Below are 15,045 nucleotides of genomic sequence, written 5' to 3'. Positions count from 1 at the left end.
TAAGTATCGCTACTAGCGAAGGAAATACTATACATTTACGCTTTTAAATACAGTATGAAAAGAGCTTTAATGCGATATAAAAATAGTGCTTTTAGAAAGTTCCTTTCTCGAAATCAAAAGTATGCTCCTGTCCTGTTCTTTACTGGCGGCTTTATTTTTGACACCTTTACTTTAGGCCGAATAGATCGCACCTACGACCTCGTGTTTCTCTGCCTGTATATGATTTTATTAACCATAACGCTTTATGTCTTTAATTTAGACGGTGATGGCAAGTGGGAGGGGACTTTCATCGGGCGTTATTCCGAATACTTTCCGCTGGTGATACAGTTTTTCTTTGGAGGTCTTTCAAGTGCTTTTGTCATTTATTTTTTTAGAAGCGTCTCCCTGTCAAAAACAATGGCATTTTTCATTTTGCTGCTTGTCCTCTTATTTGCCAACGAATTTCTGAAAAAGAAAATATCCAACAAATACCTTCAGTTTAGTGTCTACTTTTTTATAAGTTTTACATTTTTTGCCTTTATGATCCCGGTATTTATAAAGGAAATAAACACAGCTATTTTTATTATATCCGGACTCGTAAGTTTAGGAAGTACCTTAGCACTCATCGTATTCATTTACACCTCCAGTCCAAGCACCAGAGCAGAGATAAGCTTAAAAAAACTGGTAAGCCTTATCTTTTTTCTGTATATATCTACCAATGTATTTTACTATTTCAGACTCATCCCACCGGTGCCTTTGGCTATGGAAAAGGGGTTGGTAGCTCATGATATCCAAATCAAGGATAATAAATACGTCCTTACCTATGAAAGTGGCGACTGGTATATATTCTGGCGGTCACATCAAATTGATTTTCATCGTCTTGACGATGAATCTGTGTATGTGTTTACCTCTATTTTTGCACCTACAGATTTAAATACATCGGTTTTTCATCGGTGGAAATGGTATAATCCTGAAACTGAAAACTGGGAAGTGACCGAAGATATTGGCTTTGAAGTGACCGGTGGTCGGGGGCTTGGTTTCCGTGGATATACTTTCAAGAACAACCTTATGGAAGGGCAGTGGAAAGTTCAGGTCATCACAGAACAAGAACTGATCATCGGTGTTGTGGATTTTGTAATTACAAACATATCCGAACCCCTGGAGAAAGGTCTTAAGGAAAAATCCATTTAACCTCTCTCATACTCCCTTTTCACCGGCAGCTGTTTAGCCAGAGTAGGAATCTAAAGAAAGTGGTATTCTTCCGGCAAAGTCAGGCTTTACCCGGAGCAGGGATCGCACTCAGGTGCCTGCGAATACAGCTTAAGGTTTTAAAGATTCCAGCGCATACCAGAGCCTTTGCTGTGCCTGATCCTGAGAGCCGAAAATACTTCTGTACGGCTTTAGGTTTGCATCCAATACAATCCAGTGCGGGGTGCCTTCACATGCAAAATAATGATAAGCCTCGGCTTTAGGGTCGATGTAAATGGGAAAAGGTGAGGTTTTGGCAGTGAAAATGTCAAGAATTTCTGATTTGGAAAAGGACTGGTTTCCAAAACTGGTGTGAATGACGATCAGATTCAATTGGGGAAATTCACGAGTTAATTCGTAGGCAAAAGGAATAGCTCTTCCTGTACAGCCAAGGCAATAGGTGTTGTAAAACAGAATAAGGTTTATTTGTCCCTGTTTCAGGAGATCATTTACTGAAAGCCTGTCGTTTTCTAAGGATTTGAGTTGGATTTCCATGGATTTGGATCTAATTGTATGCGTTTGTTTTAAAAAAACTCCAATTTAATGGGGTTGGTAAATTAATTTCATAAATTTAAAGCTTATCTGTATTAACTTCAAAATAAACCCAATCAGAATGAACATCAAAAAAGTTTTAGTGGCCAACAGAGGAGAAATCGCTATCCGGATTTTTCGCGCCTGTACGGAAATAGGTATTAGAACCGTTGGAATTTATACATATGAAGACAGGTATTCTTTACACAGATACAAAGCCGATGAATCTTATCAGGTTGGTGACGACAAAGAGCCGCTTAAACCCTACCTGGACATTGACGAAATCATTCGTGTCGCCAAAGAAAACGGTGTGGATGCCATACATCCTGGTTACGGGTTTCTTTCTGAAAACGCAAAATTTGCTCAGGCCTGCGAGGACAATGATATCGTTTTTGTAGGGCCTAAAGTGGATGTTCTGAAATCTTTGGGCGATAAGGTTACCGCTAAAAAAGTCGCTATCGACAATGAGGTGCCTATTATTGAAAGTAACAAAAAAGACTTAACATCTTTAGAAATCGCTACGGAAGAAGCCGAACGCATAGGATTTCCTCTGATGCTGAAAGCTGCTTCTGGTGGTGGAGGACGTGGAATGCGGGTGCTTAGAAGCATGGATGAACTCGAGAATGCCTACGGCGAATCCAGACGGGAAGCCCTAAATGCCTTTGGCGATGAAACGGTTTTCCTGGAAAAATTTATAGAAAACCCAAAACATATTGAAATTCAAATCGTGGCCGACAACCATGGTAACATTCTCCATCTTTTTGAAAGGGACTGTTCCGTACAGCGCCGCTATCAAAAAGTAATTGAATTTGCGCCTTCCAAAGATCTGGATGAAACGGTAAAAGAGAACTTATATACTTATGCCGTCAAAATCTGTAAGGCGGTTAACTATAACAATATCGGGACTGTTGAATTTCTTGTGGATGATGACGGCAGTATTTATTTCATTGAGGTCAATCCCCGGGTGCAGGTTGAACACACGGTAACCGAAGTGGTGACGGGTATAGATCTGATTAAAACTCAGCTTTATATCGCCGACAATTACAAACTATCTGACGAGGAAATAAAACTTCCTAACCAGGATTCTGTTTCTATAAACGGCTACGCCGTTCAGTGCAGGATTACAACCGAAGATCCTAAAAATGATTTCAAACCGGATTATGGAACCATTACCACTTACCGAAGTGCTTCAGGTTTTGGAATACGTCTGGATGCCGGTAGTGTATACCAGGGGGTGAAAATCTCTCCGTTTTTCGACTCGATGCTGGTTAAGGTCTCGGCTAGCAGCAGAACCCTGGACGATGCCTGCCGGAAAATGCGTCGTGCTCTGGCAGAATTTAGGGTACGCGGGGTAAAAACCAATATGGCCTTTCTCGATAATATTTTAAAAGACCCCACCTTCCGTGAAGGAAAAGTAACTGTGAATTACATCAAGAACACCCCCGAGCTCTTCAACATCAAAGAGCCGAGAAACAGGGCTACCAAAATGGTTCACTTTCTAGGGGATATTACCGTCAACGGTAACCCCGATGTAAAGCACACCATCGATAACCCGAAATTCTTAAAACCAGAAGTTCCAAAATTATCCAAATCAACGCCTTACCAGAAAGGGACCAAAGATTTATTGACCGAACTTGGTCCCGATGAATTTGCGAAGTGGTTATCCAATGAAAAGAAAATTCATTTTACCGACACCACCATGCGTGACGGTCACCAGAGTTTGCTGGCAACGCGTATGAGAACCTATGATATGCAGAAAGTGGCAGAAAATTTTGCCAAATCTCATCCTGAAGTCTTTAGTATGGAGGTATGGGGTGGAGCCACCTTTGATGTGTGTATGCGATTTTTGAAGGAGAATCCGTGGGAGCGACTCAAAATTTTGAGAAAAGCAATGCCTAACATTTTGCTGCAAATGCTTTTGAGAGGATCTAATGGGGTGGGTTATACCGCTTATCCGGACAATTTGATTGAGCGTTTTGTCACTGAATCCTGGAACAGCGGTATTGATGTTTTCAGGATTTTCGATTCACAAAACTGGATGAAATCCATAGCACCCTGTATAGAATACGTGAGAAAAAATACCGGGGGTTTAGCGGAAGCTTCGATGTGCTATACGGGGGATATCATGGATCCCAACCGAACCAAATATACGCTAAGCTACTATATCCAGCTGGCCAAAGACCTTGAAAATGCCGGTGCTCATATTTTGGCAATCAAAGATATGGCTGGTTTGTTAAAGCCAAATGCGGCCACAGAACTGGTGTCGGCCTTAAAATCGGAAGTGAATATTCCTATTCACCTGCATACACACGACACCTCGTCGATGCAGGCCTCTACTTACCTCAATGCCATAGAAGCCGGAGTAGATGTGGTGGATGTTGCCCTTGGCGGGTTGTCGGGTCTGACTTCGCAACCCAATTTCAATTCACTGGTTGAGGTCCTGAAATACCATCCAAGAGAAAACAAACTGGATACCCAAAAACTCAACGAATATTCCATTTACTGGGAGCAGGTGAGAACCTATTACTATCCTTTTGAGTCCGGATTGAAATCCGGAACAGGAGAAGTGTATACGCATGAAATTCCCGGCGGCCAGTATTCCAACTTGAAACCACAAGCGGAGTCTTTGGGACTTGCAGACCGGTTTCATGAAATCACGGATATGTACGCTCAGGTGAATAAGCTTTTTGGAGACATCATCAAGGTAACGCCAAGTTCCAAGGTCGTGGGGGACATGGCCCAGTATTTAGTGAGCAATAATTTAAGCATAGATGACGTTTTGGAAGACGGCGAAAATTTATCCTTTCCCCAGTCGGTAGTGAGTTTCTTTAAAGGGGATTTGGGTCAGCCCGTTGGTGGTTTCCCGGAGAAAATTCAAAAGATTGTTTTAAAAGGCGAAAAGCCTTATACCGACAGGCCTAATGCACATTTGGAACCGGTGGATTTTGAAAAAGAATTCAAAGAATTTCAAAATATGTTTTCGGCCGACATGGATAGAGTTTTGGAGTTCACCGACTTTTTATCCTATAAATTATACCCCAAAGTGTTTACAGACGCTTACAACCATCACCTGAAATACGGTAGTGTTTTCAACATTCCCACCAAGAATTTTTTCTATGGCATGGAGCCCGGCGAGGAGATTGTGGTTGAACTTGATCGTGGTAAAACCTTGCTGATTACCCTGGTTTCAGTAGGCAGAACCGATGATGACGGTATGGCCACTGTATTCTTTAAAGTGAACGGGCAGACCCGAAATATTCAGGTGAGAAATGAAGAGGTAAAAGTCGTGAATGTAGCTCATGAAAAAGCAGACAAGTCGGATGAAAAACAAGTTGGTGCACCGCTTCAGGGCTCACTAACTCAAATTCTTGTCAAAAAAGGTGATAAAGTGAAGAAAAATCAACCTTTGTTTATCATCGAAGCCATGAAAATGGAAACCACCGTTACCGCCAATGCCGAAGGGGAAGTGAGTAAGATTGCTCTTAAGCCCGGCATTATGGTGTATGCCGATGATTTAGTGGTTGAACTGAAGTAGAAAAAAATCGAATAGTATGTACAAAGCCCTTTCAAAGTGAAAGGGCTTTTTTTTATTTTAAACCGGGATTCATTTTAGTCTAGAAGTTTTCTTTTCCAATCCTGGAGAGAATCAAATGGGTGGTGGGTTCGCCAAAATTTACCAGCTTATCTATAAACTGTTGAAGGTGAAGCTGGTCTTTTAGTGCTATCCTGATATATAAATTATGTTGCCCCGTTATTCTAAAAGCTTCCTTGACTTCGGGGTAAGATTCGATCTCTACCAAAGCTGCTTTGAGCTTGCCGCTAAAAATTTTAAGCATGATAAAAGCTTCCAGATTATTGCCCATGAGACGTTGATCAAGCCGAAGTGTGTAGCCTTGGATCAATCCTGAATCTTCCATCTTCTTTACTCGTTCTCTGACGGATGACGGGGAGAGGAAGATTTGCTTGCCAATTTCGGCGTAAGAAAGTCTGGAGTTTATTTTTAAGATATCGATTATTTTGAAATCTATGTCATCTGCCATCAAAACCTGGATTTTAAGATCAAAAATACTTTTTTTATTCGATAATTAACGGTTTAAACCGTGGATTCGTTTTTAAAACACAAGGCCGATAATTTAAATTTACGCTTTTCTAAAAATAGAATCAGCCTTGGAATTATACGTCCTGATTATTCTTGCCATTGCGGTATTTTGTGGGTTTTTTATTCAGTCTTTAGTCGGTTTTGCCGGGTCTATGGTAGCCTTACCCATTCTTCTTTTTGCGGTAAAATTACCGGATGCTATTGCCTATGTTTCCATTTTTTATTTATTCTCGAGTTCCTATTTGGTTTACAGGGAATGGCGTAACATCGATAAAGATACCATTGTAAGACTTACGCTTGCCTCTCTGATAGGGGTTGTCCTGGGAATTGTAGTGCTTACCTATTCAAAACCTTCCATTTTACAAACTGGACTGGGCGTGTTTATCCTTTTATATGTTGGGTATGTGCTTTTAGGAAAGAAAGAGTTGGTTCTGAGTAAAAAAGCCAACTGGACCTTTGGTATGATGGGTGGTTTTTTCTCTGGTGTTTTTTCTACCGGGGGTCCTCTTTATGTGATCAGTGTGAAAAACACCGTAAAGGAAGCGAAAACCTTTAGAGCAACCATGATAGGCGTGCTTGCTTTGATAACACTGATTAGAATTCCAGCGTTAAGCATAAGCGGTGCTCTTAATTTACAGCACTTTCAAATGAGTTTGGTGGTGCTGCCAGTTTTCATATTAGCTCAATTTCTGGGTATAAAATTTTTTCCGAAAATCAATGAGGTCCAGTTCAAGAGGATATTGCTATGTATTTTGTCGCTCTCGGGGCTGGCGTTGATTTTTTAAATCACTGTGAGGTCTGAGATTTAACTTGAACTAAATTTTTTATTTCAGTGCCTTTTGCTAATACATCTTTAAATTCTATCGCAAAACCTTCAGTAGAAACTCAAGCCCAAGCTAGAGGGTGAGGTGTTTTTTTTCTTTTAAGCTAACTTATTCTACACATTAATCTATCGAAATCCAAAATCAAAAGAAATCCATAAAAATCTTATTCCGCCTATTCTTTATGGCATGGTGAATTTGAGTAAATTTGCAACTTAAATTAGAATTATGTCTGAAGAGAAAAAATCTTTGAATTTCATTGAGCAGATCATTGAAGAGGATTTGAAAACCGACTATACGCTAAGCGATTTAAAATTTCGCTTCCCGCCGGAACCCAACGGGTTTTTGCATATTGGACATGCGTCTTCCATTTGCCTGAACTTTGGTTTGGGGCTGAAGTACAATGCCCCCGTCAATTTAAGATTTGATGATACCAATCCGCTGAAGGAAGAGACGGTGTATGTAGATTCCATCAAAAGCGATGTACAGTGGCTTGGATTTGAGTGGGCGCAGGAATGTTATGCTTCAGACTATTTTCAGCAGCTGTACGACTGGGCGGTAGACCTGATCAAGGCTGGAGATGCGTATGTGGATAGCCAGACCTCTGAAGAGATGGCGTCTCAAAAAGGAACACCAACACAGCCGGGAACGGCGAGTCCTTATCGAAATCGCTCAGTTGCAGAAAACTTAGAACTTTTTGAAGCCATGAAAAATGGAGAGACGGGTGAAAAAGCCCATGTTCTCCGTGCCAAAATTGATATGGCTTCGCCAAATATGATTATGCGGGATCCTGTGATGTACAGGTGTCTGCACAAAGCCCATCACCGCACAGGCAACGACTGGATGATTTACCCGATGTACGACTGGGCGCATGGAGAATCTGACTTTATTGAGTCGGTATCGCATTCGTTTTGTACACTGGAATTCCTTCCACACCGCGAGCTTTACAACTGGTTTGTGGAGCGTGTGAGCAAGCCCGGTGAACTGGTGCCCAAACAACGTGAGTTTGCCAGAAGAAATTTGAGCCATACCGTGGTAAGTAAACGAAAGCTGGCCGAGCTTGTGGAACAAAAGATCGTGAGTTCCTGGGATGATCCCCGGATGCCTACGATTTCGGGACTGAGAAGACGGGGGTATACCCCAGAATCCATCAGAACCTTTGCAGACAGCATCGGCATTGGCAAACGGGAAAACATGATAGATGTCGCTCACCTCGAGTTTTGCGTGAGAGACGATCTCAACCAAAAAGCACCGCGTGTGATGGGTGTGATGGATCCATTGAAAGTAGTCATCACCAATTATCCTGAAGGACAGGAAGAGTGGCTCACCGCCGAAAACAACCCGGAAGACGAATCCGCAGGCGAACATGAAGTTCCGTTTTCCAGAGAACTGTACATCGAGCAGGAAGATTTCAAGGAGGAAGCCAGCCGTAAGTTTTTCCGTTTGAAATTAGGGAAGGAGGTTCGATTGAAAAATGCTTACATTATCAAGGCTGAGGATGTGGTGAAAGATAACGAGGGCAACATTCTGGAAGTGCACTGTACGTATGATGCTGAAAGCAAAAGCGGAAGCGGGACGGAAGCTTCTCAGCGTAAAGTGAAAGGGACGCTGCACTGGGTGTCGATTCCACATGCTGTGGAAGCTGAGGTGAGACTTTACGACAGGTTGTTTAGCGTTGAAGATCCTACAGCCGATAAAGAAAAAGACTTTTTAGACTTCGTCAATCCGGAATCTTTACAAGTTAGTAAAGCTTATGTAGAACCCTATTTAAAATCGGCCAAGGCTGAAGATAAATTTCAGTTTCAACGCATTGGGTATTTCTGTGTGGACAGAGACACCACCGAGGATAAGCTGGTCTTTAACCGGACGGTGACCTTACGGGATAACTGGAAGAATAAGTAATTTAATAAAGCTTCATTTTGAAGTTAAATCAGTATAAAAAAAGCGAGATGAGAGTCTCGCTTTTTCTTTTTTAGGGATGCAAAAACAAACAAAAAAAGTCCAGGCTTCAGTTGACAGCGTTGATTTGAAATTGGTAGGTCCTGGTTTCAAAAATCTGATTTCCATCGCTAACGGCCAGAGCGAGAGAAATGCAGCTCTCAAAGCTATTCTGGCTGAGGCTTTTCCACCAAAGTCCCATCCGCAAACAAGGCGAAACGTCCTCGGTCTCCATGGGTAAATTCCGCTTTTGGCCAGGGCCATCCGCCAAAATGCGTGCGCTGGTATTCGCCGATGATTTCACTCATTTCTTCACGTGAATTGGCTACAAATGGTCCTTGTTGAACCACGGGTTCGTTGATGGGTTTTCCTTGTAGCAAAAGCAGTTCAGCTTTTTGATCACCATTGACTAGTTTAAGTTCCTGTGCAGCATCCAGATCAAGGGAATGCCCTTCAGGGATTTCAAAACCTTCGGTTTTGAGTTCTTCGCCTTCGTAGAAAAACAACACGCGGTTACTTTCGGCATGCCCGGCAGGGAGTGTAAATTCAGCTCCCGCTTCCAGGGTAATCCTCCACACCTGGATGTCGTTGTTATCTTCAGCCGCCAGCGAATCTGGAGTTGGATTCAGTGCTTTCTCTGATTTATACTTTCCGGCGATCACTTTGACTTTGATAGCTTTGCCGTTCTCGTCCTGTTCTTCAACAATCGGGATATCCTCATGCCAAAGCATCTTGTAATTAGGTTCTACTTTTTTGGATCGCCTGGGTAAATTCAGCCAAATCTGAAACAACAGCAGCGGATTTTCCTGATCCTGGTGCACCAGCGGAAACATCTCGGAATGCAAAACGCCTTTTCCAGCAGTCATCCACTGTGCATCGCCCTGGCCAAAACGCCCTTTGGCTCCCATAGAATCGGAGTGGTCTGCATAGCCCTGTTCCACCAGCGTGATGGTTTCAAAACCGGCGTGTGGATGGTAAGGGAACCCCGGCACTTCCTGTCCGTGATACATTCTCCAACCGTCTTTTTTCTGGAAATCGTTTCCGAGAAATCGCCCTTTCAAAGCTTCTTTAGACGGTCCTTTGTTTGCTTCCCCTTTAGGAAACTGATCCTGATGAAAGGCACAAAACATAAATGGATCTTTGGTTTCCCAGTGAAAACCGAGTTCTTTTATTTTTAAAATGGGATTACTCATAGCATTAAATTTTATTCAAAGTAATAAAAAGCATCTTCAAGATGTTCTATACGTTTTCCTAATTTATTTTTAATTATCGCTATAATATCAAAGCGCACTTCCAGATCGATATCCTTTTCATTTATATAATGGTCCACTGCCTTTACCAGGCGTTTGATTTGCGCAGGCTTTAAAAAATCCTGCGGATCGCCAAAGTCTGGCGTGCTCCTGGTTTTTACTTCCACGACGACCAGATACTCACCGGATCTGGCAATGATATCGATTTCAGCTTTATCGTAAACATAATTGGTTTCCAGGATGTCATAACCCTTGTTTCTCAGGAAATTGACCGCGTCTTTTTCGCCGCTTTTACCTAATTCGTTATGCTGTGCCATGGCTATTACAACACTTAAATTTAACTCTAAGATACTTAAAGATAAATTAGTATTCTAGTAGTTTTTTAGGTTGGCTTCACTTCAGACTTAGTAAAATGGTAACTAATCAGTCTATTTTAAACATTGAAAATCAAAGCTTTACTTCACGCAAAGTTCGCAAAAATAAAACGCCAAGCTAAGCAAATTGTTGAATACCAGCTATATATTAATTTGCGTTCTCTGCGAAAAGCTTTGTGGTTTTGGCGTGAAAAATTTATGCAGGATGCTGATAAAAAATTATTTACATCTGGTAAATGAGAAACTTTTTTGATACTGATTAGTTACGAAAGATGAAATCTTGTGAAACTGCAGAAAGGAGTTTGTTTAGGAGGTTTAGAAATAAGCATCTAAAAGCCATGGGAAGTGCTCTAAAAAAATTGAATTCCAGCGAATGGTTTAATAAAAAAAGCCCGAACAATCTGTTCGGGCTTATCAAGTTTATTCCTCGCTATCGATTTTATCGATGGTTTTGTCAATTTCCTCATTGACTTTAGAATCTACCTTTTCTCCGGCACGTTCTATCGCTCCTTTCGATTCTATGGTCTCAACTCTCACTTCTTTGGTCGTCGTTGTGGTTTCCCGACAAGAGGTGAATACTATACTTGTTGAAAACAGAATAACCATTACTAACATTAAATTTCTCATCATATTGTTTAAGAGTTTACAGGTCGAAAGGTATTGCTATTTTTCAACTATCAATGGGCTTTAAAGTTTTATTATTCAACAGGTTAGGATGGTGTTATTTAGCTTCAACCCAACCAACTTATCTAGCATCGACGAGGTGCCAAAGCCTTCATTTGCAGTCAATTCAGTTCTCAACAGGATTGGAATACCAAGCGTACCCTGTCAGAAGTTATACTAAGATGAGCGGTTTTCCCAAACATGACAGGTAAATTCGTCTCCACATGGCCTGCGGGAAAGTTAAAAGCTACGGGAATATTGAGGTGTTTCACCGCTTCAAAAATGATGTCTTCTGCCGTTTTGCCAAAGGGGACGGCATTATCATTCATCTCGGTCATCCCTCCCACAATCAGTCCTGAAATCTGGCTCAGCAGTCCGCTTCGTTTCAGATTCTGCATCATCCGGTCGATGTGGTAGAGGTATTCATCAAGATCTTCTATAAATAAAATCTTGTTCTTAAAACTGGGCATGCTTTGACTTCCTATTGCTGAATATAATACAGATAGATTACCACCCAGTACTTCCCCTTTGACTTCCCCGTTCAACTGGTTCGGGTGTCTGGAGGCGTATTCAATCTGAAGCTTTTTTCCAAATAGCACGTTCTTAAGTTCATCTGAAGTTGACGCCGACCGGGTTTCGATGGCAGAAGCCATTTGCGCATGAAGACTGGCGATGCCTAGACTTTGCAGATGAAGATGAATGGCCGTGACATCCGAATAGCCAATCAGCCATTTGGGTTGCTGTTTAAGCCTTGAAAAATCCACCAGATCCAAAAGCCGGATCGAGCCGTAACCGCCTTTGGCGAACCAAATCGCTTTGATCTTAGGAGTGTCGATCTGATTTTGAAAATCTTCGGCCCGGTCTTTATCGCTGCCTGCAAACTGATGCTCCTGTAAACCAATGCTTGTTCCTAAAACAGGAATCAATCCCCAGGTTTTTAATAAGTCAACCGCAGGTTGCAGGTCTTTTTCTGTAATGCTTCTTGCAGTGGCTATGATAGCGACTTTGTCACCTTTTTGAAGTGGAGGAGGTTGGATCATAGTTGAATTTGAAGTACTAAAATACTTAATTCCTACAAATTGATATTTCTACATAACTCATAGATTATTTAGTCATTAGCGATTTTAAAAACTCATCTGCTGTCATTACAGGTAATAATGATTTCTTAAAGTCCTTAGCATTTCTAGTGAGTATAAGGTCGCAGTTAGATTCGGTGGCACTGAAATATTGTAAAGCATCTTCAAACTCCTTTATAGAAGAATTTAGTCCCTTTTCTATAGTCTGTTCATTTAGAGAACATATTTCACAGATAATTTTAAACTTTCTAAGTTTCTCTTTTGCTATTTTAGGGTTTTCAAATTTTGTTAAAAAATAGTTGACCGTTGTAAATGAAATTGGAGAAACCACCATGACTAATTCACCTTTTTCAGCAAGCGTTGCAATTTTCGCGACTGAATCATAAAAGGGATGTCTTTCTCCAAGGAAGTCCAACATAATATTGGTGTCTAAAAAAATTCTTCTTTTCATTTGTATTTTTCTAATACATAATCAGAATACTCATTTTTATAGTCAATATCAGAAGGGAGTTGAGTCCCTGTGGCTATACTTTTTACAAAGGGTGAAATGTCAAATTCTGAAGTGTCATTTTTGCTTGTTAAAGATTGTAAATAAGCCTCTATAATTCGAGATAAACTCATTTTGTTTTTAGAAGCATATACTTTAGCCTTCTCTATTACGTTTTGATTGAGTTTTAAAGTCAGTTTTGAATCCATAACTAATTATTCTATACGTACAAATATAAAACAATAATCCGTACTTTTAAATGTTGTATTGATTTATTAGAATTCAACTCCTCAACTCTTACAAATCTAATTCTTAAGTAAGTGTCTGCTGTGAAATCAAAACACGCTGCGCTTCTCAGCAGGGGGACATCGCGAGAGCTATGATCAGTCTGTAGGTCGCGTACAAAACCTTCGGCTGATTATGCTCAAGAATCGATATCCTTTGTCTTTTAATGTGGCAGTGTTTATTACATTTGTGGTTAAGAATACTTAGACTATGAAAAATCCAAAACGCTATACGATTACCGCGGCCTTGCCTTACACCAACGGTCCCATACATATAGGTCATTTGGCAGGGGTATACGTACCTGCCGATATTTACACCCGTTACCTAAAATTAAAAGGCGAAGATGTGGTCTTTGTTTGTGGTAGTGATGAACACGGCGTTCCCATTACCATCAAAGCTAAAAAAGAAGGCGTAAGTCCGCAGGATGTTGTGGACAAATACAACGCGATTATCAAACGGTCTTTCCAGGATTTCGGGATTCAGTTTGACAATTATTCAAGGACTTCAGCCAAAGTGCATCACGATACGGCTACGGAGTTTTTTCAGAACATGTACGACAACGACAAGTTTATCGAAGAAACGACGGAACAATTGTACGATGAAAAAGCGGACCAGTTTCTGGCCGATCGTTTCGTAACCGGTACCTGCCCAAAATGCGGTAACGAAGAAGCCTACGGTGACCAGTGTGAAAAATGCGGATCTTCGCTTAATGCCACAGATTTAATCAATCCAAAGTCAGCCATCACAGGTGATGTGCCCACTTTAAAAGCAACCAAACACTGGTTTTTGCCTTTAGATCGATACGATGATTTTTTAAAAGACTGGATTATAAAAGGACATAAAAAAGACTGGAAGTCCAACGTTTACGGGCAGTGTAAATCCTGGATCGATGAAGGCTTACGCGCCAGAGCAGTGACCAGAGATTTGGACTGGGGCATTCCTGTTCCCGTGGAAGGCGGCGAAGGCAAAGTGCTCTACGTCTGGTTTGATGCGCCTATCGGTTATATCTCTTCAACCAAAGAATGGGCTGAGCGAGAGGGCAAAGACTGGGAGCCCTACTGGAAAGACGAAGACACCAAACTGGTGCATTTTATCGGAAAAGACAACATCGTCTTTCACTGTATCATTTTCCCGGTCATGCTCAAAGCGGAAGGCAGTTACATCTTGCCGGACAACGTACCCGCCAATGAATTTTTGAATCTGGAAGGCAGAAAATTATCAACTTCCAGAAACTGGGCGGTTTGGCTGCATGAATACCTGGAGGATTTTTCAGGTCAAGAAGATGTGCTGAGGTATGTGCTCACCGCTAACGCGCCGGAAACCAAAGACAACGATTTCACCTGGAAGGATTTCCAAACGAGGAACAACAGCGAATTAGTCGCGATTTATGGCAACTTTATCAACAGAGTTGTGGTACTGACCAATAAGTATTATGAAGGCATGGTGCCCGAAGCTTCAGCATTCACAGAGACCGATTTAAATGTCCTGAGCGAAATCAAAACTTTTCCACAAAGCATTTCAGACTCCATAGAAAAATACCGCTTCCGTGAAGCTCAGGGCGTGATGATGAACCTGGCGCGTCTGGGTAATAAATATTTAGCTGACGAAGAGCCTTGGAAACTTCAGAAAACCGATCCTGAACGCACAGCTACCATCATGTATGTGGCTCTGCAGGTCGCTGGAGCTTTGGCTGTCATCAGTGAACCTTTTGTGCCGTTTACCGCAGAGAAATTGAAGAATATGCTAAATTTTGAGGCCTTCTCACACCCTTTATTGTGGGGTGATATTTCAAAATTAGATGAATTGATTCCTGCAGGGCATCAGATTAATTTAGCTGAATTTCTATTCAGCAAAATTGAGGATGACGAGATTCAAAACCAAATTGATAAGTTAGAAGCTACCAAAGTTTCAAATTCAGAAGAAGAATCAAAACTGGAACCTCAAAAAGAAGAAGCTACGTTTGAAGATTTTTCAAAACTGGACTTGCGAGTGGGTACCATCATTTCCGCAGAGAAAAAGGCAAAAACCAAAAAGCTGATGGTTCTAAAAGTCGATACAGGACTTGATGAAAGAACCATTGTTTCCGGAATTGCAGAACATTATAAGCCAGAAGAACTGGTAGGCCAAAAGGTAAGTGTGGTGGTTAACCTTAAACCTATAAAACTGAAGGGAACATTGAGTGAAGGCATGATCTTGATGACGCAAGATGCTTCAGGAAAGCTGACTTTCATTAACCCGGATTCCGATAAAGCGGTACCGAATGGCATAGTCATCAATTAATTTTATATTTGTTA

General features: G+C 41.3%; 14 protein-coding genes. 6 read left to right on the top strand and 8 right to left on the bottom strand.

Annotated features, from left to right (window positions below; translation table 11 throughout):
* The first annotated feature begins 54 nt into the window (after nt 1-54).
* Nucleotides 55-1,170, top strand: a complete 1,116-nt coding sequence (locus G3567_RS01945) for a DUF2914 domain-containing protein (protein WP_164003575.1) — start codon at nt 55-57, stop codon at nt 1,168-1,170.
* 129 nt (nt 1,171-1,299) lie between these two features.
* Here the strand turns inward: G3567_RS01945 and G3567_RS01940 are convergent, their stop codons facing one another.
* Entirely contained in the window at nt 1,300-1,722 is a 423-nt protein-coding gene (locus G3567_RS01940) for a TlpA family protein disulfide reductase (RefSeq protein WP_164003573.1), read from the bottom strand.
* A 118-nt stretch (nt 1,723-1,840) separates the two neighbouring features.
* Here G3567_RS01940 and G3567_RS01935 point away from each other — a divergent pair, with 118 nt between their 5' ends.
* Nucleotides 1,841-5,293 carry a pyruvate carboxylase gene (locus G3567_RS01935; protein ID WP_164003572.1) on the top strand — a complete coding sequence of 1,151 codons (3,453 nt, stop codon included), beginning with the start codon at nt 1,841-1,843 and terminating at the stop codon, nt 5,291-5,293.
* Nucleotides 5,294-5,372: 79 nt separating this feature from the next.
* On the opposite strand, the gene G3567_RS01930 is transcribed toward G3567_RS01935, so the two are convergent.
* Nucleotides 5,373-5,798, bottom strand: a complete 426-nt coding sequence (locus G3567_RS01930) for an Lrp/AsnC family transcriptional regulator (protein ID WP_164003570.1) — start codon at nt 5,796-5,798, stop codon at nt 5,373-5,375.
* 127 nt (nt 5,799-5,925) lie between these two features.
* On the opposite strand from G3567_RS01930, the gene G3567_RS01925 reads away from it, so the two are divergent.
* Entirely contained in the window at nt 5,926-6,642 is a 717-nt protein-coding gene (locus tag G3567_RS01925) for a sulfite exporter TauE/SafE family protein (RefSeq protein WP_164003568.1), read from the top strand.
* Between the two features lie 264 nt (nt 6,643-6,906).
* Nucleotides 6,907-8,580 carry a glutamine--tRNA ligase/YqeY domain fusion protein gene (locus G3567_RS01920; protein WP_164003567.1) on the top strand — a complete coding sequence of 558 codons (1,674 nt, stop codon included), beginning with the start codon at nt 6,907-6,909 and terminating at the stop codon, nt 8,578-8,580.
* Between the two features lie 203 nt (nt 8,581-8,783).
* Here the strand turns inward: G3567_RS01920 and G3567_RS01915 are convergent, their stop codons facing one another.
* Complete coding sequence (locus G3567_RS01915) at nt 8,784-9,809, bottom strand: pirin family protein (protein WP_164003565.1); 1,026 nt, start codon at nt 9,807-9,809, stop codon at nt 8,784-8,786.
* A gap of 11 nt (nt 9,810-9,820) precedes the next feature.
* A complete protein-coding gene (locus G3567_RS01910; protein ID WP_164003563.1) occupies nt 9,821-10,183 on the bottom strand; it encodes a YraN family protein in 363 nt (120 codons plus the stop codon).
* Between the two features lie 123 nt (nt 10,184-10,306).
* Between G3567_RS01910 and G3567_RS01905 the strand changes: the two genes are divergently transcribed.
* Nucleotides 10,307-10,480: a hypothetical protein gene (locus G3567_RS01905; RefSeq protein WP_164003561.1), complete on the top strand. Its 174-nt coding sequence runs from the start codon at nt 10,307-10,309 to the stop codon at nt 10,478-10,480.
* A 180-nt stretch (nt 10,481-10,660) separates the two neighbouring features.
* On the opposite strand, the gene G3567_RS01900 is transcribed toward G3567_RS01905, so the two are convergent.
* The 4 genes from G3567_RS01900 to G3567_RS01885 form a co-directional block, all read right to left on the bottom strand.
* Nucleotides 10,661-10,870 carry a hypothetical protein gene (locus G3567_RS01900; RefSeq protein ID WP_235923434.1) on the bottom strand — a complete coding sequence of 70 codons (210 nt, stop codon included), beginning with the start codon at nt 10,868-10,870 and terminating at the stop codon, nt 10,661-10,663.
* 167 nt (nt 10,871-11,037) lie between these two features.
* Nucleotides 11,038-11,943 carry a S66 peptidase family protein gene (locus tag G3567_RS01895; RefSeq protein ID WP_164003559.1) on the bottom strand — a complete coding sequence of 302 codons (906 nt, stop codon included), beginning with the start codon at nt 11,941-11,943 and terminating at the stop codon, nt 11,038-11,040.
* Between the two features lie 64 nt (nt 11,944-12,007).
* Nucleotides 12,008-12,430 (bottom strand): type II toxin-antitoxin system VapC family toxin, encoded by a 423-nt coding sequence (locus G3567_RS01890; RefSeq protein WP_164003557.1) that lies wholly within the window; start codon nt 12,428-12,430, stop codon nt 12,008-12,010.
* Nucleotides 12,427-12,675: a DUF6364 family protein gene (locus tag G3567_RS01885; RefSeq protein WP_164003555.1), complete on the bottom strand. Its 249-nt coding sequence runs from the start codon at nt 12,673-12,675 to the stop codon at nt 12,427-12,429. The genes G3567_RS01890 and G3567_RS01885 overlap by 4 nt, the downstream gene beginning before the upstream one ends.
* Before the next feature lie 286 nt (nt 12,676-12,961).
* Between G3567_RS01885 and metG the strand changes: the two genes are divergently transcribed.
* Entirely contained in the window at nt 12,962-15,031 is a 2,070-nt protein-coding gene (gene metG, locus G3567_RS01880; RefSeq protein WP_164003553.1) for a methionine--tRNA ligase, read from the top strand.
* The last annotated feature ends 14 nt before the right edge of the window (nt 15,032-15,045 follow it).

Origin of the sequence: Psychroflexus aurantiacus (assembly GCF_010820555.1) — a bacterium.
GTDB lineage: Bacteria > Bacteroidota > Bacteroidia > Flavobacteriales > Flavobacteriaceae > Psychroflexus > Psychroflexus aurantiacus.
The sequence above is the reverse complement of the archived record's forward strand: the minus strand, read 5'-3'. Positions and strand labels throughout refer to the sequence as shown.